The organism is Planctobacterium sp. R6, assembly GCF_055755215.1.
The window spans coordinates 189,767-208,515 of sequence record NZ_JBVTQY010000004.1; the positions used below are offsets into that span (position 1 = coordinate 189,767).

General features: G+C 45.7%; 18 protein-coding genes, 1 tRNA gene and 1 other RNA gene. 12 read left to right on the forward strand and 8 right to left on the reverse strand.

The features are described 5' to 3' along the window. The first annotated feature begins 33 nt into the window (after nt 1–33). The 4 genes from AC0J20_RS04715 to AC0J20_RS04730 all read left to right on the forward strand — a co-directional run bounded on the left by AC0J20_RS04715 (nt 34) and on the right by AC0J20_RS04730 (nt 4,444). Nucleotides 34–798 (forward strand): substrate-binding periplasmic protein, encoded by a 765-nt coding sequence (locus tag AC0J20_RS04715; RefSeq protein WP_473020817.1) that lies wholly within the window; start codon nt 34–36, stop codon nt 796–798. A gap of 143 nt (nt 799–941) precedes the next feature. Further along, complete coding sequence (locus AC0J20_RS04720; RefSeq protein ID WP_473020818.1) at nt 942–2,243, forward strand: amidohydrolase family protein; 1,302 nt, start codon at nt 942–944, stop codon at nt 2,241–2,243. 345 nt (nt 2,244–2,588) lie between these two features. Continuing rightward, entirely contained in the window at nt 2,589–3,752 is a 1,164-nt protein-coding gene (locus AC0J20_RS04725; RefSeq protein WP_473020819.1) for an AAA family ATPase, read from the forward strand. Further along, on the forward strand, nt 3,752–4,444 hold the full coding sequence (locus tag AC0J20_RS04730) for a hypothetical protein (RefSeq protein ID WP_473020820.1): 693 nt from the start codon (nt 3,752–3,754) through the stop codon (nt 4,442–4,444). Before AC0J20_RS04725 ends, AC0J20_RS04730 begins: the two co-directional genes overlap by 1 nt. A gap of 396 nt (nt 4,445–4,840) precedes the next feature. On the opposite strand, the gene AC0J20_RS04735 is transcribed toward AC0J20_RS04730, so the two are convergent. Beyond that, a tRNA-Pro gene (locus AC0J20_RS04735) sits at nt 4,841–4,917 on the reverse strand. A 155-nt stretch (nt 4,918–5,072) separates the two neighbouring features. Here AC0J20_RS04735 and AC0J20_RS04740 point away from each other — a divergent pair. Then, nucleotides 5,073–5,246 (forward strand): DUF6435 family protein, encoded by a 174-nt coding sequence (locus tag AC0J20_RS04740; protein ID WP_229529009.1) that lies wholly within the window; start codon nt 5,073–5,075, stop codon nt 5,244–5,246. Here the strand turns inward: AC0J20_RS04740 and AC0J20_RS04745 are convergent. Continuing rightward, on the reverse strand, nt 5,230–6,429 hold the full coding sequence (locus AC0J20_RS04745) for a tetratricopeptide repeat protein (protein WP_473020821.1): 1,200 nt from the start codon (nt 6,427–6,429) through the stop codon (nt 5,230–5,232). The genes AC0J20_RS04740 and AC0J20_RS04745 overlap by 17 nt on opposite strands. Next, nucleotides 6,419–7,015, reverse strand: a complete 597-nt coding sequence (gene dcd, locus AC0J20_RS04750; protein WP_229529011.1) for a dCTP deaminase — start codon at nt 7,013–7,015, stop codon at nt 6,419–6,421. The genes AC0J20_RS04745 and dcd overlap by 11 nt, the downstream gene beginning before the upstream one ends. Nucleotides 7,016–7,221: 206 nt before the next feature. Between dcd and metG the strand changes: the two genes are divergently transcribed. Then, on the forward strand, nt 7,222–9,249 hold the full coding sequence (gene metG, locus AC0J20_RS04755; protein ID WP_473020822.1) for a methionine--tRNA ligase: 2,028 nt from the start codon (nt 7,222–7,224) through the stop codon (nt 9,247–9,249). An 82-nt stretch (nt 9,250–9,331) separates the two neighbouring features. On the opposite strand, the gene AC0J20_RS04760 is transcribed toward metG, so the two are convergent. The 4 genes from AC0J20_RS04760 to AC0J20_RS04775 are packed head-to-tail and all read right to left on the reverse strand — an operon-like array spanning nt 9,332 to nt 13,690. After that, on the reverse strand, nt 9,332–10,540 hold the full coding sequence (locus AC0J20_RS04760) for an FAD-dependent oxidoreductase (RefSeq protein ID WP_473020823.1): 1,209 nt from the start codon (nt 10,538–10,540) through the stop codon (nt 9,332–9,334). After that, entirely contained in the window at nt 10,540–11,775 is a 1,236-nt protein-coding gene (gene ubiH / locus AC0J20_RS04765; protein ID WP_473020824.1) for a 2-octaprenyl-6-methoxyphenyl hydroxylase, read from the reverse strand. Before ubiH ends, AC0J20_RS04760 begins: the two co-directional genes overlap by 1 nt. A 29-nt stretch (nt 11,776–11,804) precedes the next feature. Then, on the reverse strand, nt 11,805–13,112 hold the full coding sequence (pepP, locus tag AC0J20_RS04770) for a Xaa-Pro aminopeptidase (protein ID WP_473020825.1): 1,308 nt from the start codon (nt 13,110–13,112) through the stop codon (nt 11,805–11,807). Between the two features lie 8 nt (nt 13,113–13,120). After that, nucleotides 13,121–13,690, reverse strand: coding sequence for a UPF0149 family protein (locus tag AC0J20_RS04775; RefSeq protein ID WP_473020826.1), 570 nt, complete (start codon nt 13,688–13,690; stop codon nt 13,121–13,123). Nucleotides 13,691–13,861: 171 nt separating this feature from the next. Here AC0J20_RS04775 and AC0J20_RS04780 point away from each other — a divergent pair, with 171 nt between their 5' ends. Then, nucleotides 13,862–14,230: a cell division protein ZapA gene (locus AC0J20_RS04780; protein ID WP_473020827.1), complete on the forward strand. Its 369-nt coding sequence runs from the start codon at nt 13,862–13,864 to the stop codon at nt 14,228–14,230. A gap of 76 nt (nt 14,231–14,306) precedes the next feature. Further along, nucleotides 14,307–14,488, forward strand: a non-coding RNA gene (gene ssrS, locus AC0J20_RS04785) — 6S RNA. Between the two features lie 42 nt (nt 14,489–14,530). Here the strand turns inward: ssrS and AC0J20_RS04790 are convergent. Beyond that, complete coding sequence (locus tag AC0J20_RS04790; protein WP_473020828.1) at nt 14,531–15,223, reverse strand: pirin family protein; 693 nt, start codon at nt 15,221–15,223, stop codon at nt 14,531–14,533. A gap of 230 nt (nt 15,224–15,453) precedes the next feature. On the opposite strand from AC0J20_RS04790, the gene AC0J20_RS04795 reads away from it, so the two are divergent. From AC0J20_RS04795 to AC0J20_RS04810, 4 genes are all read left to right on the forward strand, one after another. Continuing rightward, nucleotides 15,454–16,347: a ribokinase gene (locus AC0J20_RS04795; protein WP_473020829.1), complete on the forward strand. Its 894-nt coding sequence runs from the start codon at nt 15,454–15,456 to the stop codon at nt 16,345–16,347. A gap of 26 nt (nt 16,348–16,373) precedes the next feature. Continuing rightward, nucleotides 16,374–17,324: a nucleoside hydrolase gene (locus tag AC0J20_RS04800; protein WP_229529020.1), complete on the forward strand. Its 951-nt coding sequence runs from the start codon at nt 16,374–16,376 to the stop codon at nt 17,322–17,324. A 714-nt stretch (nt 17,325–18,038) separates the two neighbouring features. Continuing rightward, nucleotides 18,039–18,455: a DoxX family protein gene (locus tag AC0J20_RS04805; RefSeq protein WP_473020830.1), complete on the forward strand. Its 417-nt coding sequence runs from the start codon at nt 18,039–18,041 to the stop codon at nt 18,453–18,455. 130 nt (nt 18,456–18,585) lie between these two features. Further along, a partial coding sequence (locus tag AC0J20_RS04810; RefSeq protein ID WP_473020833.1) for a transposase occupies nt 18,586–18,749 on the forward strand: 164 nt, incomplete at its 3' end.

Genomic DNA, 18,749 nt, shown 5'->3' on the forward strand with positions numbered 1-18,749 from the left:
ATTTTAGCTACTCAGTAGCTCGAGATAATGTGTATGCGGCAACGGCTGCCTCTACTTTTATGCTTCATATTTTCCTTGTGCTCACAGGCAGAAACACTACGCTTTGCCACAGATTCCTGGTGCCCTTACATCTGTGATCCTCAGTCACCACGACCTGGCATTTTGGTGGAAGCCACCAGTGAAATTTTGCTCTCCACCCGGTATCAGCCTGAATATATCCGTATCAACTGGGCGCAATCAATCAAACAGGTACGCTGTGGCCAACTGGATGCACTGATGGGCACCTATATCTCTGATGCGCCGGATTTCATCTTTGGCAACACGGCCTTTATGCAGTCGCAGATGTGTTTTTTTGTGCCACAAACTGATACCTGGCAATACCGCAATCTGCTCGATTTGGACAACCGCCGAATCGCCATCATGAATGGCTACAGCTATGGCGTACTCATGGACAGTTACATTCTCAACAATGAAAACAGTGGCGAGCAGAACATTATGCGGGTCAGCGGTGATGAAGACCTAAAAAGACGCTTAACCCTGCTAAATCGCGGCCGTATCAACACCATTATTGAAGACAAACGGGTGTTTTCATACTTCGTTTCCCAATCAGGGCTTGGCTCGCAATTTAACACAGCCGGATGCCTGAAACCGGAAGCGGTACACATTGGGTTTTCCCCCAACCTTGAAAGTTCATTGCAGCGGGCCGCGATACTGGAAGAAGGTATCAAACAACTGGAAAAAAACGGCCGTCTGGAGCAAATCATTCAGTCGTATCTCACAGTGCACCAGGCTTTTTAGTCATCTTTGTGGGTAGGCTTTGATTTCTTTGCAATACCAGGCAGCCGTTTTGGCCAGCCTGCATGAGTTTACATCTGCTGATTTGTCTATAACATGCCCACTGAAATTAACATTACATGCGCAGTATCAGCAGAGGAACATTGATGAATCGTCAGGCCAACAAAAACAGGGAATATCTCAGAACAACACTGCTTTTTATCAGCATTTTGGTTTTGACCTTTTCAGGCATTGCCAGTGCCAAAGACCTCGATAAAACTCTGTTGTTAAACCTCAATATCGTAGATGTTGAAAACTCAGTATTGCTAAAAAAGCACTCGGTATTAATTGCCGGTGACAAAATACTTGCCATAAGTGACGACCCTAAAGATTTTGCACAACAAGCCACTACCACCATTGATTTGGCAGGTTATTATGCCCTGCCGGGTTTGTTTGATATGCATGTGCATCTGGCAACCTCCCCGTCCTCTTACGACAATATTGAAGACGTTAAAAAACGGCTGAGCTTTCTAGCAAAAAAAGGGGTAACCGGCGTAAGAGACATGGCAGGAGATGTCAGACAGCTGAGCTATTTAGCCCGTCAGGCCATGCTGGATGAAATCACCGCCCCCGATATTTATTATTCTGCGTTAATTTCCGGCGCATCATTCTTCTCAGATCCCCGAACACATGCATCAGCGAAAGGACTCATTCCAGGTCAGGTGCCCTGGATGCGGCAAGTTACAGACAGCAGTGATTTTCAGGCCGTGGTGGCAGAGGCAGCCGGTACAGGTGCATCAGGTCTGAAGCTTTATGGCGACCTGACGGGAGAACAGGCCCGTCAGGTAATCAATGCGGCACAAAAAATCGGACTGCCCACCTGGGGACACGCCGCAGTTATTCCGGTAAAACCGCGTGAACTGGTCGATGCGGGTATTTCCAGTGTGTCTCATGCCAGTTTGCTTGCCTGGAGTTCCAACAATCAACAACCGACAGCAGCAACAGCACGTTATAGCGATTTTGAAATCGATTTACAAAACCCTGTGTTTAATAGTGTACTGGACGACATGGCAGCTAAAAACATCTACCTGGATGCCACCATCACCACCTTTGCAGACCACAATTCCGAATTTGTTTACAGTAATGGGATAAAAGCGGCAAAAGCCGCATTCCAGAAAGGTGTGCCCTTTGTTGTAGGGACAGACAACCGCTTAAACTACTGGGCAGACTATCCTTCGCTGATTGACGAAATGCTATTCCTGCAGTCTGAAATCGGCCTCTCTGCGATGCAAGTTATACAGGCCGCCACGCTCAATTCAGCAAAACTGTTAAACATTGATGCCCGGTCAGGCTCAATTGCACCCGGTAAAAAAGCGAACTTAGTCATAGTACAAGATAACCCTGTTACCGATCTGGCAACACTGAAAAAGGTAAAAATGACCTTTAAAAACGGCAAGTTGATTGATTAGAGCGGGTTGAGACAAGCATTCGCTATCGCGAGCTGTAAACAGAAAACTTGACCAGTTGGGTGTCCCTAAGTTTGTACCTCATGACTTACGTCGAACACTTGCGACGAGGTTGGGCGATGCTAATATCGGAGCCGATCCGATAGTGGTTGAAAAAATACTGAACCATCAACTTCAAGGTGCTCAATAAGTTTACAATTTGCAGGAATATATGGATAAACGACTCATAGTCCTTGAGCGATGGGCAATTAAGATGCAGACTAGTGAGTCAACAGAGTTAGATAAAATATAACTTTCTAATGAATGCTCGAGTCATTCGAACCACATTAATAAAGGATTTTTAGTAAAATGATAATCAAAAGCTTGTTTTTTAAAGACGACATTAACGGGCTTTGTATTGAAGAAACCTCTTTTTCAGACCTTACTATTTTTGTAGGTACTTCTGGCGCAGGTAAAACCACAATAATGGACTCTTTGGCCACGGTAGTGGGTATTGCGAAAGGCCTCTCTTCACCTGGCGATGAATGGGACTTAAAATTTTTTGACAATGAGCATCGAGATATTAGATGGCAGGGAAAATTTTCCAGTGAAGTGGAACAAATACAGTCAGACGAAAATTATGAAGATGATGATGAGGATGTTGCGAAAGTAGAGAGTGAACGTCTTACTATCGATGGTAAAGAAGTCTTTAAACGAAATGATAACGTAATCACATATAATGGCGAGAAGCTTCCACAAATAGAGAAACACAAAAGTTTACTATACGTCTTTAGAGACGATAACCTTATCGAAAAAGTTTACTCTTCACTGATTTCAATAAAAATTGCATCAAGTCACTCTCGTGAGTTTACTGATTTACGATCAATTCCGCTGGTTTATATTAAGTCTGAATCAACAGTAAACGTTCTGATTAATACCGGCAAAAAGGGTATTATTGGCCTTACTGAAAAGTATCCAGAATTAAATTGCCGAGAGAAACTTTACTATGCAAGTAAGTATGACCCGAGCGCGTTTGAAGAGTTCGAGTTTATTTATAGCAATATATTTCCCAATGTAAAAAAAGTAAAAATTTCGCTACTCGATAGCATCCGAGGAGGCGTTCCAAACAAAAACAAAAATGGAATTCACATAGAAATTGAACTTATTTGTGGGACAAAAGTAAATCAAGGATCAATGTCATCAGGCATGTTCAAAACATTGACAATTTTAGCCGAACTTTTATTTTCTTCTGGAAATGAAGTGTTAGTTATTGATGAAATCGAGAATAGCTTAGGTGTAAATTGCCTTCCTGAAATACTTAGTTATATTCAGGACAATGATTCTCAAATTGTTTTAAGCACTCACCACCCTAAAATCATTAATAATATTCCTGCTAAGTTTTGGAGAATAGTGACAAGAAAAGGTGGATGTATATCAACTCAATATGCGGAAGCAATATCGGAATCTACAAGTAAGCACGATAAATTCCTTCAGCTTATAAACAGTGACATTTATCTGCACGGAGCAGATTAATGAAGATGTATTTCTTAGTAGAAGGGAATAGCACTGAGAAAAAAGTTTACCCTAAGTGGCTAAAAATTCTAATCCCCGGTATTGAACAACACCTTAGTTACGATGATTTTAAAAAAAGTGAACACGGCTTTTTTTTATTTTCCGGGCAAGGCTATCCTTCTATACTAAACCATATTTCAAATTCAGTGTCGGATATAAACGATGCTGGTGATATTAACTTTTTCTTAGTTGTATTAGATTGCGATGAAAGTAGCGTTGAAGAACGAGAAAAAGAGGTTATTGAAAAGGTTACGAGCGCTAATTTAAGTGAAAATACTGAATGTCATGTGATTGTGCAGAAACGATGTTTCGAGACGACGCTGCTTGGCAATAAAAAAGTAATATCGAGGCAACCTAGCACTGATAAAATGCGCAGATATTCGCAATATTACAATGTAGTTTTAAATGACCCAGAAGAGATGGGTAACTACTCAGATAGATTCACACATTCCCAATTCCACGAAGCCTATATTAGAGCGGCACTTGTTGAAAAGCGTGTAAAATATAGCAAAAGCAATCCTAAGGAAATAATGTCTAAGACATACTTTGATGAACTAATAAAAAGGATATCTTCTACAGAACATCTAGAGTCATTTAACAATTTTTTTTCTAAAATATCTCAAATTAAAGAAGCTTACATGCCAGAAAATTAATTCAGTTTTGATTAAGTCTTCATTAAATAATTTTTTTTGAACTCTTCTACTTGCAGTGTTTGCAACCTGTTACATTTTTTAAAAAGTAGTGAATTGAGTTGGTCGCTTCGAAGATATTAAAAACAACCGCCCTAATTACGTTAGAAGTTCTGCTAGATGACCCGTTAAGTGGGTAGATCCGAAAATTACAGGTTAAGAGTAATGACTCATTGTGGTTGGGATGGAATAATCAATAGAACAAGATGAATGCTGATCCCCCGTTTATGGGGTAGAGCCGAAATTATGTAAGAGTAAACCAAGCTACATATATGCTACATGGTTTAAATTATCAGAATTTCATTTGCTACATATATTGGGGTCATTATCTGTAACTTTCTGATTACTATAGATATAGATTGGTCGGTGTGAGAGGATTTGAACCTCCGACCCCTGACACCCCATGACAGTGCGCTACCAAGCTGCGCCACACACCGACCGAAGGCCGCACATATTACTCAAAAATTTTTGAATTGCAAACACTAATGCCCATTGTTACATTCGACTGCTGAAACAATCATCAAATCAGTTACTGGAAGTGAACTTCTGGCCTGTTCGTTCAGTAAAACGGTATAAAAGTTGAGGTGCACTGATGTTTGGTTTATTTAAATCTGATCCTGTGAAAAAGCTGCGTAAGCAATACGACGACAAGCTGGAGAGTGCCATGTTGGCGCAACGGCGTGGCGATATAAAAAGCTATTCGCTGCTGACCGCTGAGGCAGAAAGCCTGTGGCAACAAATCGAAAAACTCAAAGGCTCGCATTAAGGGCGTGCAGTTTACGGCTGTAGCGCCGCGCAAAACCTTCGCTATTAGCGGTTTCTCTGGCTTTGTTGAGGTAGCGCCTGACTGATTCCTCATCCTCTTGCTCTGCTGCCACTCTGGCTAAGCCAAACCAGGCGTAATGGTTGTTTTGTTGCAGCCTGAGGCTTGCATAAAAGGCGCTTTCAGCTTGTTCGTACTCACCGTTTACCAGATAACGGTTACCCATGCGCACATGGTAATTGGGGTTTTTGTTGCGCACCCTCGTCAGGCGCTGACTTATCTGGTCAGCATCTTCGGTATTGTCGATCTTGCGGTATAAGCCTGCCAAATTTTCCCATGCGGTGTAATTATCGGGGCGCAATTCTGTCGCCACTTTAAAGGCATCCACGGCTTCAGAGTTGGCGCTCTTACGGCTTAGCAGTAACGCCAGATTATTCCAGGCTGAAGAGTCTCGGGGATACAACAACAGTGCCTGTCGAAAGTTTGCCCATGCTTTGTTGTAGTCTTCTTCGATGAGTGCTTTAGCTCCGAGATTGGAATAAAAATATGATTTGATAGCGGTCTGGCTGAGTTGTTTTGTTTTAACCCGCCCTTCGCGGGATTCCGGAAAAAAATCCACTGTGTAGGTCAGCTTTCTGGATGGCAGACCGGGCACCTGTGAAAACCGGGGTTTGCGGGCAATCAGTAAATTGACATGACCATTGGCTAAATCAAACTCTCCTGCCTGATTCCATGATTCGTCTTCAAACACTTCCTGAAAACTCACTTCCAACCCGGCCTCCTCGGCCATGGCGTAGGCCAATATAGTTAAACTTAAACAGTTTGCCGTGCCATTGTCGAAGGTTTCCTGGGCCACGGTATTGGCACCATAAACATAATCCAGTGCCAGTTGTGAGGGTGAAAACAGGTCATTGATTAAAGCTAAGGCTTTGTCATCGGTAGTTTCCGCTAATGCGGCACGTTCCCGCACGTACGCTTTAGCGTCGTTATTAAGCCAGAATATCTGGGCATCAGGCACGATGTCTGTTGCCTCAAAACCGGGAAAGTAATGATCGTATCTCTGCGGCTGAAAGTTAACCTGCACTGGTTTTATGGCGGCACAGGCAGATAACAAAAGCAGTAAAACAAAGGTGCAGGCAAACCGAATAGTTTGCCCGATATTCGAGTTTGGGACGTTAGGATTCACCCTTTTCATCATCGCTGATGCGGCTGGCGATAGCACCGTCCTGGCCTTTATATTTGGCGTCCAGACGGGCATTGTAAGGACGCTCGGCGTAATCGGATAACACTTCGAAACTCAATGCACCGATTTTCATTTTTGGGCGCAACGCCAGGGGTAATTTACCGCTGTTAAAAAATTCCAGCACGATATTGCCTGACCAGCCCGGATCAATGCGATGCGCGGTAACGTGCACCATCAAACCCAGTCGCGCCAGCGATGAGCGACCATCTAACCAACCTACGATATTGGCGGGCAAGGTTACTGATTCATAGGTAACCGCCAGCGCCAGTTCTCCAGGGTGTAAAAAGAACGCTTTGCCGTCTTCCAGCTCTATTTCATCGCTCATCACCGCTTCTAGTTGCGCGGCTACTTCGGCTTTGGGGCCACTGAGATCGATATAGGGCGCCTGATGATCCTCAAACACCCGAAACTTGTTGCCCAAGCGAATGTCTACCGTCACACCACTCACCATGTTATCTGTGGGAGCCGGGGAAATTTTGATGGAACCCTCATTCAGGTGTTTGATTATGTCCTTGTCGCAAAGCCTCATTCGCTTGAGATCTCTTATTTCAGTGGATTGTTGGGGCAATGATCAAATGCCAATGGCGCTGCGTCAACTGATTTTTGTTACCGGTTTTGTTTGAGCAGAGTAACTTCGCCGGATTTACCTGAAATCAACCCATATTCTGTGATGAAATCAGCGGCTTTTTTCTGTAAACTCTCGCCCTCTTTATCCAGTAACAATTTCAGGTAATCATGACCACAGAAACTCGTAAAATTCTGGTAACCAGTGCTTTGCCCTATGCCAATGGTTCGATTCACCTTGGCCACTTGCTTGAGCACATCCAGACAGACATCTGGACGCGATTCCAAAAACTACGTGGCCACGAGTGCTACAGCGTGTGCGCTGACGATGCCCACGGCACTCCTGTCATGTTAAAAGCGGCAGAGCTTGGTATTACCCCAGAAGAAATGGTGCGCCGCACCCAGGCCGAGCACCAACAAGACCTGGCGGACTTTTTAGTGTCCTACGACAACTACCACAACACGCACTCTGAAGAAAACAAAGAGCTGTGTGAAATGGTGTATTTACGCGCCAAAGAACGCGGCTTTATCAAGCAACGCACCATCAGTCAGTTGTTCGATCCCGAAAAGCAAATGTTCCTGCCGGACCGTTTTGTCAAAGGTACCTGCCCGCAATGCAACGCCGAAGACCAAAATGGCGACAGCTGCGATAGCTGTGGTGCAACCTACAGCCCTACCGAATTAAAGAATCCAAAATCTGTGGTATCCGGTGCCGAGCCAGTATTAAAAGACTCTGAGCACTACTTCTTCGACTTACCACAGTTTCAAGACATGCTGCAGGACTGGCTGAATGGCTCATCCGTGCAGGCAGAAATTGCCAACAAACTGCAGGAGTGGTTTGAGCAAGGCTTACAACAGTGGGATATCAGCCGTGATGCCCCTTATTTTGGCTTTGAAATTCCCGGTGCACCCAACAAGTTTTTCTACGTTTGGGTAGATGCGCCTGTGGGTTACATGGCCAGCTTCAAGAACTTCTGTGCCGGTAACAATCTGGATTTCGACAGTTTCTGGAATAAAGATTCCGACGCCGAGCTGTATCACTTCATCGGTAAAGATATCACCTACTTCCACTGTCTGTTCTGGCCTGCCATGTTAGAAGCAGCAGAATTGCGCAAACCTACCGGCGTTAATGTGCACGGTTTTGTGACGGTGAACGGTGCCAAGATGTCAAAGTCGAAAGGTACGTTCATCAAGGCGCGCACCTATCTTGATCACCTGGAGCCGGAATATCTGCGTTATTACTTTGCCTCTAAGTTGAATGATGGTGTTACTGACATCGATTTAAACTTTGAAGACTTTGTGCAAAAGAACAATGCCGATCTGGTAGGTAAGGTAGTGAATATTGCCAGTCGTTGTGCCGGTTTTATCAGCAAGAAGTTTGACGGTAAGTTGGCCGAAACCTTGTCGGATGATGCCCTGATTAAAGAATTCCAGGCCGCATCGGAAGGTATTGCGCAATCATTTGAGTCTCGTCAGTACAACCGTGCTATTCGCGACATCATGGCACTGGCCGATAAAGCGAATCAGTATATTGATGCGCAGTCTCCCTGGGTGACTATTAAAGATCCGGAGCTTCAGGAGCAAACCCATCAGGTGTGTTCGTTAGGTATTAATCTGTTCCGTATTCTGATGACCTGGCTGAAGCCGGTATTGCCAGTGTTGGCAGAAAAAACCGAGCAGTTCCTGAATACCGAACTTACATGGCAAGGTATTGAAGCACCACTGTTAGGCCATGAAATCAATAAATTTAAAGCATTGATGCAACGTATCGATGCGGAAAAGGTAGAGAAGATGGTAGAAGCATCGAAAGAAGATTTACAGGCGAAAACCACGCTGGATCCCAACAGCCCGTTAGCTAAAGATCCGATAGCAGACACTATCGAATTTGCTGATTTCGCGAAAGTGGATTTACGCGTGGCGCGCATTGCTAAAGCCGAACACGTCGAAGGTGCTGACAAGCTGTTGCGCTTTGAACTCGACCTGGGTGGTGAAACCCGTCAGGTGTTTGCTGGTATCAAGAGTGCTTACCAGCCAGAAGACCTGGTAGGTAAAATGACGGTGATGGTGGCCAACCTGGCACCGCGCAAGATGCGCTTTGGCATGTCAGAAGGTATGGTATTAGCCGCAGGACCTGGTGGCAAAGACTTGTGGATAATGGAACCTCATGAAGGCGCTCAGCCCGGCATGAAGGTAAAATAAATCAATTTTATAACGACAAAGGCCAGCAATTCGCTGGCCTTTTTGTTTTCTGAGTTTAAAAACAGTGAATAAACAAAAACCTCTAGCTTTGCGCCAGTTTTGGCAGCTTGCCGGATAGGCCCATCGCCTGACGGATAATGTCAGACTTTAATGGTGTGATTTCATTCACCAGTGACATACCAGCACCTCGCAACAGCTTTTTAACCGGCTGGTCATCCGAAAACAAACGTTTAAATGCTTCCATAGTGGCAGTCATTTTTGCCGCTTCGGCCTTACGCCAGCGCTCAGTGGGACGAAGCTGACGCACAGCGGCAAAGTCTTTATCTACCGTCACCAGCTCATTTATCCGTTCAGCTAATGCCGCTGCATCCAAAATGCCGAGATTAGCCCCCTGTCCTGCCAGGGGATGAATAGTATGCGCAGCATCACCAATAACCATGGCACCATCGGTCAGCCATTGCCGGGCGTAGCGCATTTTAAGCGGAAAAGATTTACGTTCAGAGACAAGTTTTACCTGGCCCGCCTGCATATCGAAGGTCGCGGCCAACAATTTAGCAAAGGCTTGCTCATCCATGGCCAATAACTCTGTTGCTTTATCGCTATCCTGCGACCATACAATAGAGCACTGATTATCCTGCCACAATGGCAACAGAGCCAATGGACCACTGGGCGTAAATACCTGGCGGGCGGCATTATTATGGGGTAGTTCAGTTTCTATGGTGGCCACAATGGCGGTTTGCTCGTAGTCCCACCAGGTTTGCGCAAAGTTCGCGGCTTTGCATACCAATGAGTTGGCACCATCGGCACCCACTACCAAACGGCTGGTCAACAATGTCCCATTTTGCAGTTGCACCACCTGGGTACTGTCGCTCAGTGATATTTTATCGATGGCACTTTCAAACAGTAGTTCAATATTCGCCACTTGTAGCGCCGCAGTAACAAGCGCAGACGTCAGGTGGCGATTTTCAATAATGTGCCCCAAGTCATCACTGTACACCTGCTGAGCTGAAAAACCGATTTTGGCAAAGCTATCCTGCTCCCAAACCGTCATTTCGGTGTAAGGCCTGATTCGCTTTACGTCAAGGTGTTGCCACACCGACAGTCTTTCAAAAATCCGTTGACTGGCTTTGCTGATAGCGCTGACCCTCAGATCCGCCTCACCTTCTGGTTTGCCGGGTATTGGCGCAGCATCCACAACCGCAATATTCAGCCCGGATGAAGCCATGGCAAGTGCGCATGTCAGTCCGACAATACCCGCTCCAACAATAACGATATCTTTTTGTTTTACCATTATTCTGTTCCGCTTTGTTGTCCCATGGCTACCCGGGCAAAATTATCTTTTAAAAAGCTGAAATTATTCATTAGCAATAATCCTGCATTGCGGCCAGCGGTCAGTAAGGGGTTATTATTTGAAAAAAGATACACCAGAGAATCCGTTAATCGGATTGTTTGCTGCTGGTCTTTTTTACGCGCCTGCTTTAATGCCGATAATAGCCGAAAGCTTCCTGCATCTTCGTTGTTGTTCTTACTACGGCTAACATGCGCAGCCAGCTGCCAGGCATCTCTCAGGGCAAGATTAAAGCCCTGCCCGGCAATGGGATGCAAAGTTTGAGAGGCGTTGCCAACACAGACAACCCGATGGCAAACAGCATCATCCGTGGTGATTAGTTTAAGTGGATAAGCCTGCCGTTTTCCGGTTTTCACCAGTTTGCCTAATCGACAGCCAAATTGAGTTTGCAAGGCGCTGAGAAAGTCCTCATCTGACATTGCCATAACCCGTTCAACATCTGCAGAATCAACCGACCAGACAACGCCACTACGCTGTTCTGTCATGGGTAAAAAGGCCAGAGGGCCAGCCGCGGTGAAGCGCTCAAAAGCGGTATTATCGGGGGAATTTTCAGTGACAACATTGGCGATAATGGCATGTTGCTGATACTCGTTAACATGGGTGTCCATGTTAAACCATTGCTTGCTTTCTGAGGCACTGCCTTCGGCCAGCACCAATAATTTGGTTTCCAGCGAGTGTCCACCTTCGGTTTCGATTTGCACCTGGTTGCGATGGGTGTCAGCTTTAATAATTCTGTCGGGTTGCAGGCGCAGAAAATCAATATAGGGTGATTGCGCCAGTTGTGATTCGGCCGCATTGAGTAAAATGGCCCCCAACTGCTGGGCTTCCATAACGATCCCCAGCTCCTGCTCATGATAAGACTGATGATCCAGCACCACCTGACCCGCTGCGCCGCGATCGCTCACATGAATACGATGAATCGCTGTGCCGCTGTGCTTTATCACATCGGCAATGTTCATTTGCTGGAAATAGCGCAGTGACTGTTGCGACAGCGCCAGTGCGCGGGCATCAAAGCCTGGATGCGGATTTATCTTGCTGCTATCAAAGCTATCAATCAACGCTACTTTGAGTTTTGCCTCTTGAGGTGTAACAGGTAACTGTGCCAGAAGCGCTAAGACAACACTCCAGCCGGTAGCGCCACCGCCAGAAATAATGAGGTCAAACTGTTGCTTTGCCACCTGAGAATCTCTCTGTATTTCGGTTAGAGCTAGCGCGACATAAACTGCTCAATTTCATCAACCGTGCGCGGTAAACCATGGGTTAACAGCTCATAACCCGAATCGGTGATCAGCACATTATCTTCAATGCGAATGCCGATACCTCGCCAACGCGCTTCCACATCGGCATCCGGCGCTACATATATGCCCGGCTCTACCGTTAATACCATACCCGGCTGAAAAGGCCGCTCGGCACCATTTACCTTGTAGTTGCCCACATCGTGCACGTCCAGCCCTAACCAGTGACCCAAGCCATGCATATAAAACTGCCGGTGATTCATGGCTGCGATGTTTTCAGCGACATCGCCGGTCAATAAACCAAATCGAATTAATCCTTGCGTAATCACTTCGATAGCCGCATCAGCCGCAGCTTTCAAGGTGTTGCCCGGTTTAATGCTATCCAACGCCACTTGTTGCGCATTCAGTACCAGATTGTACAATTGCTCCTGTTCGTAACTGAAACGGCCACCGACCGGAAAAGTGCGGGTAATATCTGCGGCATAACCACAAAATTCAGCACCGGCATCAATCAGCACTAACTCGCCTTCTTCCAGCACATCGGCATTTTCGGTGTAATGCAATATACAGGCGTTATCACCGGCCCCCACTATGGTGTTATAGGCGGGTTGTCTTGCGCCCTGCATGGCAAACTCGTGGTGAATTTCTGCTTCCAGTTGATACTCCATTGCACCCGGCACACAAAAGCGCATCGCGCGTTTGTGAGCAGCCACGGAAATTTTGGCTGCCTGACGCATAATGGTGAGTTCCGCCGGAGATTTAAACAGGCGCATTTCATCCATCAATGGTTTGGGCTCTACCACTGACATAGGCGCCTGTTTTGATTGTTTCGGCGCTTTGCGCAGTGCCTCCACAGCGCCTAACACCATATTCTCCAGCTCGGCGTCATCACCCAGGGAAAAATACAGTTGCTCACTGCCATCCAGCACATCTAACAAGGCTTCGGGTAAATCGGCGATATCATAACTCTCAGCAATACCCAGCTTTTCCGCAGCGGCATCCACGCCCACTCTGCGCCCTTGCCAAATCTCCGCCTGCTTATCAGTGGGGCGACAAAAGATTAAATCCTGATACTCACCACCCAGATTACTCAAAATCAAACAGGCATCCGGCTCGGTGAATCCAGTGAAATAGTAAAAATAACTGTTTTGTCGAAACAGAAATTCGGTATCGTTGCTGCGGGTAACTTCAGTGGCAGAAGGCAATACAAACACCGAGTTGTCGGGCAATTGCGCCACCAGCTTTTGTCGGCGGGCCTGATATTCGCTGATACTGATCATATTAAAACTTAATGGATGGTTCTGAAGGAAGACAAATCGGTTTCGCCGGTTTTACCCAACTCACCAAAACACAGCATGGCGGATATACGCACATATTCTTCCACTTCAAACAGAGCCTGTTCTGAATCTTCCGATTCCGGCATGTCGCTGTCCATACGGGCGATTTCAGCAAAATCCGTCAGCGCTTCCTTCACTTCTGCCGACAAGCTGTGCTGACCGTCCTGCTGCACGCCAAAGCCCAGCAAAAAACCCTGTACCCAGGATATCAGGCTTTGCGCTCGCTCGATAATGGGAGCAACATCTTCCGGAAGCAGTAACTGAAAGGAAAATTCCCCATCCAGCAGTTGCTCACAGGAAGTTTCGAAAACCTGGTAAATCAGGGTTTCAACCTCGGAGGGAAACTTCTCACCGGTATTAATAAAATCTGACAGGCTGTTGATCCAATCCTGATTGTCCAGGCTCATGCCACCGGACAACATACCGCATAAAATGCCGTGCAATTCTGACGGATCACTGGCCACTTTATTGGCCAATAAATCATTGGCTATTTGTTCAAAACTTAACTCTTTGTCTTGCAAAACAATTCCACCTTGTTATTTGCGCATATCCTACCATATAAGAAAGAGTTGTAACTATCCGGGCTGACAAACTCGTATACAAAATCACGGCTTGCAAAGATAAAGGGCTTAATCCACAATCAGGATCTTATCCAGCAAGAAAAACGTGGTTTGTTTTTAAGATAAAACGCAATGGCAGTAGCGAAAACTCAGTTTATTACATTATTTGGCCGACAATACAAAGTGCGTTGCCCTTCGGGCGAAGAGAGCGTGCTCAAACAAACTGAGGATATGTTGAATCAGCAATTGTTGAACACCAAAAAGGGGTCCGGCCTCACCAACCGTGAAGACATCATTATGATGACTGCGCTGAACCTTTGCCGCACCATTATCGAACAACAGAGCAGCGACAAAGTGGCTAACGAACAACTGGCCCAAAGCCAGGCTTCGGCCATGGTTAATGCTAAAGACGCTTCCGTGAAAGCAAACCGGGCACCGGGTTCAGCCATTGCCGATGCTGCCAGCAAAGCAGCGCAATTAATGAAAGAAAAACGTACCTAGTTACAATTGCTTGCGTGAAAACTGCGCAAACGAACCCTTACCCCTTTGTAAAACTGTTCATTTCCTTTTAAACTAAAAGCTCCTGAGATGTTTGTTAGTTCAGTTATGTCCCGAGCCGATGCTAACATCCAAGGAAGTTGGTTGCGTTGCTATTGAGCAAGCCTGGCTAGTACCATGAAGCCTACGGTGACGATAAGACTTCCGCCCTGAACTGAACGGTTCTGGGTACCCCTGAACGACGACATTTTTGGGAATGAAAAAGAGCGGATTTATCCGCTCTTTTGCTTTTTTAGGGCCCGATTAAACCTCGAACAACAAAAATTCCACATTATCAGTTTTTGCCCTGGCAACAAATTCAGTTTCGGCACTGATTTTCAAACCATCACCCGCTTGCAACGTCTGACTCTGATTAATACTCACCTCGCCTTTCACCATATGAATATAAGCTTCAGGTGTTTTAACCAATGGATAAGACAAATCCTCCCCTTCGGACAACCTGACTCTGTGCAACCAGGCATTCTGTTTGATATTCAAGCTGCCATCTGCACCGTCCGGGGAAAATATCAGCTGCGCCTTCTCGGTTTGAACAAAGGCTTTTTGCTGGTAACCGGGTTCTGTCTCAGTGACATTTGGCATTATCCAAATTTGCAGAAAGTTTAAGGCCTGGGTTTTAGAAGGATTAAACTCACTATGGGTAATGCCTTTTCCGGCGGACATTAGCTGAAAATCCCCCGCCGGCACCTGATATTCATTGCCCTCTGAATCTTTGTGGGCAATTGCGCCGTCGATCACATAACTCAGTATTTCCATATTGCGATGCGGATGCGTACCAAAGCCTTGTCCGGGCTGCACGTAATCTTCATTAATCACCCGCAAGCTGCCGTGATTGGTATGGTTAGGATCGTGATAACTGCCGAAAGAAAAACTGTGATAGCTTTCCAGCCAACCGAAATTAGCCCCGCCTCGTTCGTGTGAAGGTCGATATTGCATCATAATAAAGTTCCTGATTCGTGATTTGATGGGAACATTATCAATTCCATTAAAATGAAAATAAATCACATTAATTTGACCAAACCGTTCCAATAATTAGAATATTAGAATTAAACACCCACAGCACTTGACCAACTGGTCAGGATTTATGCTAAATTCGGCAAATTGTCATAGTTGAACGTCTCGAAATGTTCTACAGTAAGTACTTAAACTTAGGAAAATAATTAAATTGTATGGCGATTATTAATTTTGGCTCCATCAACATCGATCATGTGTATCAGGTGGAGCATTTTGTGCAACCCGGTGAAACACTCGCCTCCAGAAATTATCAAAAATTGTTAGGCGGTAAAGGAGCAAATCAGTCTATCGCTTTAGCTAAGGCGGGGGCTGACGTTAAACACGTGGGTCTGATTGAAGAAAGTGATTTTGCCATGAAGCAAACACTGATCAAGGCCGGGGTAGATTGCAAATACGTTCGAGGTACCGAAACACCCACCGGTCATGCCATTATACAGGTGGCCGACTCTGGCGAGAATTCCATCATTCTGTTTGCCGGTGCCAATCACGAATTGTCCGATGAATTGATCAAACAGGCGCTGAGTAATAGTGAGGCAGGCGACTGGGTTTTAATCCAGAACGAGACCAATGCCATTGCTGATATTATTGAAAGTGCCCATGAAAAAAATCTGAAGGTGGCCTTTAATCCCGCGCCAATGACCGAGTCAGTGAAGAGTTTGCCGTTACACAAGCTGGGGCTGTTGATTGTCAACGAAGTCGAAGCGGAAGCATTAACCGGCAGCAGCGAACTGGAAGCGATGGAAGCCTGGTTTAAGCAACATCTCCCGGATACTGAAGTGATTATCACGCTGGGATCAAAGGGCGCCAAACTGGTATCAGCTAGTAGTAGCGCCTTTGCTGAGGCCTTTAAGGTTAAGGCCGTTGACACCACAGCCGCAGGCGACACCTTTATCGGTTTCTTTTTAGCCGCTTACATGCAGGAAAATGAAGCGGAGCAATGTATTCGCAGAGCCTGTGCAGCATCAGCAGTGGCCGTTACCCGAGTTGGAGCGGCACAATCTATTCCTACCCTTGAAGAAGTCGAAGCATTTTTGGCTGAGCAAGCGTAACGAACCACTTTTATTGAGGAATTACCATGGCAGAAAAAATTATCATTGATACCGATCCGGGTATCGACGACGCAATGGCCATCTTTTTCGCTTTCCAGTCTCCTGATCTGGATGTTTTGGGTTTAACATCAGTATTCGGTAATGTACCGGTTAAAATGGCAGCCAGAAATGCAGTAACCCTGTGCGATATCGCCGGAAAAGATATTCCGGTGTGTGAAGGCATGGGCTTGCCCTGGGTTGGTCCGGAATCAGGCTACGCGCACTTTGTGCATGGCGACGATGGCTTCGGTAATATTCACCCGAAATTGTCCGACAAGCCATTGGATCCCAGAAGTTCAGCACAGTTTATTATCGATACCGCAAAACAATATCCTGGCGAAGTCACTTTGGTCGCTATTGGACCATTAACCAATCTGGCCCTGGTATTAAAAATGGAACCGGAAATCACCAAACTGCTTAAAGGCGTGGTGATCATGGGCGGTGCGGCACAGGTACCAGGCAATGTGACGCCGGTGGCCGAAGCCAATATCTGGAACGACCCCCATGCGGCTGATATCGTATTCGCAGCAGACTGGCCATTAACTATGATAGGTCTGGATGTCACCTACGCCGTATCTTACAACCAGGCGTATCTGGCCAAACTGGGCGAAGTAAACCCAACGCTGGGTGGCTTCGTACATCAGGCAGCGCAGTTTTATGCCAAGTTCTATTCAGAAGTCTTCCAAAGCAGCGACGAAGAAGTCTGTTATTTCCATGATGCCATGGCGCTGGCCTACGTGATTGATCCTACGTTGTTCGAAATGAAACAAGGGCGATTCAGAGTGGCTACCGATGCGCTGTGCTACGGACAAACCACCTTTGCCCCACTGGATAAAATGATGTCGCCTGAATGGGAGAGTGCGCCGGTTATGCAGGCCGCCCTCAAGGTAGATGAAGAACGCATTAAGAAATTATTTATGGACACTTACGCCCTGTAACTCTGCGTTGCAAACACAATGATTAGCAGCTTTCGGGCTGCTTTTTTATTACCCGAAATGCCGCACTCCCTCGTTAACAACAGGTTAAGCCGAAGATTTTTGCGATAATTCTCAGCTTGCCACAAAGCCTATTGAGTCTGCTGGCTCATCCTGTTTTCCGATGAGGAATTAAAAGGGTTTGACGGTCGATAAAGATTATCGACACTGCTATTCCAATCAGGACCAATACCCGCTGTTAAAAACTACTTCTTATAGCCGCATTGAGCACAGGGGCCTTGAAAAGCGTTAAATTCCTGCAACGAATAACTCATTTTGTCAGGAATTTTATTACATTTAGGGCATGGCTTTATTTGCAGGGATAGCAATTTCCCTAAAATACCAAAACTCATACATACCAACAGCGTCATCACCGCGAGCAATTTCAGGAAATCATGTATTTCAGGAATAAACAACAACGCCGCACAAACAATAACAATTACAACGACAAACTTCATTGCTCAATCTCACCATCAATATTAACAGCCCGGAAGATTAATATTTTACACAATGTTGTTGCCCGATTAAAAAGTTTCACAGGGTATTTGCTATAAAACCAAACTTCACAAATTCGATTTATTAGAATCTTTAAAGCTATTTATTGCGATTTTATTTTTATTTAAACGAACTATTATTATCCCTGTCGCAACGATAAACCTAAATTCTGAGGAGAATGACATGAAAACTGAAATCTTAACGTTTAATCAAAACGGTGCTTTGGCTGCTTCAATCGACCTGGTTGGCAGAGTGTTAATCGCTACCATTTTTTTACTGGCAGGGATGAACAAACTGAGTGCTTATGAAGGCACGGCGGGCTGGATGGATGCGATGGGTGTCCCCGGTGGTTTATTGCCACTGGTAATATTTGCTGAGATTGCCGGCGCACTGGCAATCATCATTGGTTTTCAGACGCGGTTAGCTGCGCTGGGATTAGCAGTATTTTCCATTGCATCAGCGTTGATCTTTCACAACAATATTGCTGACCAGGCGGAGTTTCTGAACTTCTTTAAAAATCTGGCCATCGCCGGTGGTTTTTTGGTGCTAACCATCAATGGCGCGAAACGCTACAGTGTGGATGCCAAACTGAATAAATAAGGGTAAACATCCAAATCCAGTATCCCCCGAAGAAACAGCCGCCTTTGTGCGGCTTCAGACTGTTGAAAAAGGCCTGGACGCAGATCCTGGCCTTTGATCTAATAGGCATATAGAAATCGGAGATTTCAATATGCTCAAAGACCCGTCCCCTCATCAAATCCAACTGGAAATGGTCAACATCGAATCGCTGGTACCTCAGGACCATCTCGTCCGTCTTGTCGATGCAGCGATTGATTTTGATTTCATTCGTGATGAAGTCGCTCACCTGTACTGTAAAGACAATGGTCGTCCAGC

Excerpts from the sequence above, each read along its gene's own strand:
- AC0J20_RS04715 (WP_473020817.1), top strand. The coding sequence starts at position 34 with ATGCGGCAACGGCTGCCTCTACTTTTATGCTTCATATTTTCCTTGTGC.
- AC0J20_RS04720 (WP_473020818.1), top strand. The coding sequence starts at position 942 with ATGAATCGTCAGGCCAACAAAAACAGGGAATATCTCAGAACAACACTG.
- AC0J20_RS04725 (WP_473020819.1), top strand. The coding sequence starts at position 2,589 with ATGATAATCAAAAGCTTGTTTTTTAAAGACGACATTAACGGGCTTTGT.
- AC0J20_RS04730 (WP_473020820.1), top strand. The coding sequence starts at position 3,752 with ATGAAGATGTATTTCTTAGTAGAAGGGAATAGCACTGAGAAAAAAGTT.
- AC0J20_RS04740 (WP_229529009.1), top strand. The coding sequence starts at position 5,073 with ATGTTTGGTTTATTTAAATCTGATCCTGTGAAAAAGCTGCGTAAGCAA.
- dcd (WP_229529011.1), bottom strand. The coding sequence starts at position 7,015 with ATGAGGCTTTGCGACAAGGACATAATCAAACACCTGAATGAGGGTTCC.
- metG (WP_473020822.1), top strand. The coding sequence starts at position 7,222 with ATGACCACAGAAACTCGTAAAATTCTGGTAACCAGTGCTTTGCCCTAT.
- AC0J20_RS04760 (WP_473020823.1), bottom strand. The coding sequence starts at position 10,540 with ATGGTAAAACAAAAAGATATCGTTATTGTTGGAGCGGGTATTGTCGGA.
- pepP (WP_473020825.1), bottom strand. The coding sequence starts at position 13,112 with ATGATCAGTATCAGCGAATATCAGGCCCGCCGACAAAAGCTGGTGGCG.
- AC0J20_RS04780 (WP_473020827.1), top strand. The coding sequence starts at position 13,862 with ATGGCAGTAGCGAAAACTCAGTTTATTACATTATTTGGCCGACAATAC.
- AC0J20_RS04790 (WP_473020828.1), bottom strand. The coding sequence starts at position 15,223 with ATGATGCAATATCGACCTTCACACGAACGAGGCGGGGCTAATTTCGGT.
- AC0J20_RS04795 (WP_473020829.1), top strand. The coding sequence starts at position 15,454 with ATGGCGATTATTAATTTTGGCTCCATCAACATCGATCATGTGTATCAG.
- AC0J20_RS04800 (WP_229529020.1), top strand. The coding sequence starts at position 16,374 with ATGGCAGAAAAAATTATCATTGATACCGATCCGGGTATCGACGACGCA.
- AC0J20_RS04805 (WP_473020830.1), top strand. The coding sequence starts at position 18,039 with ATGAAAACTGAAATCTTAACGTTTAATCAAAACGGTGCTTTGGCTGCT.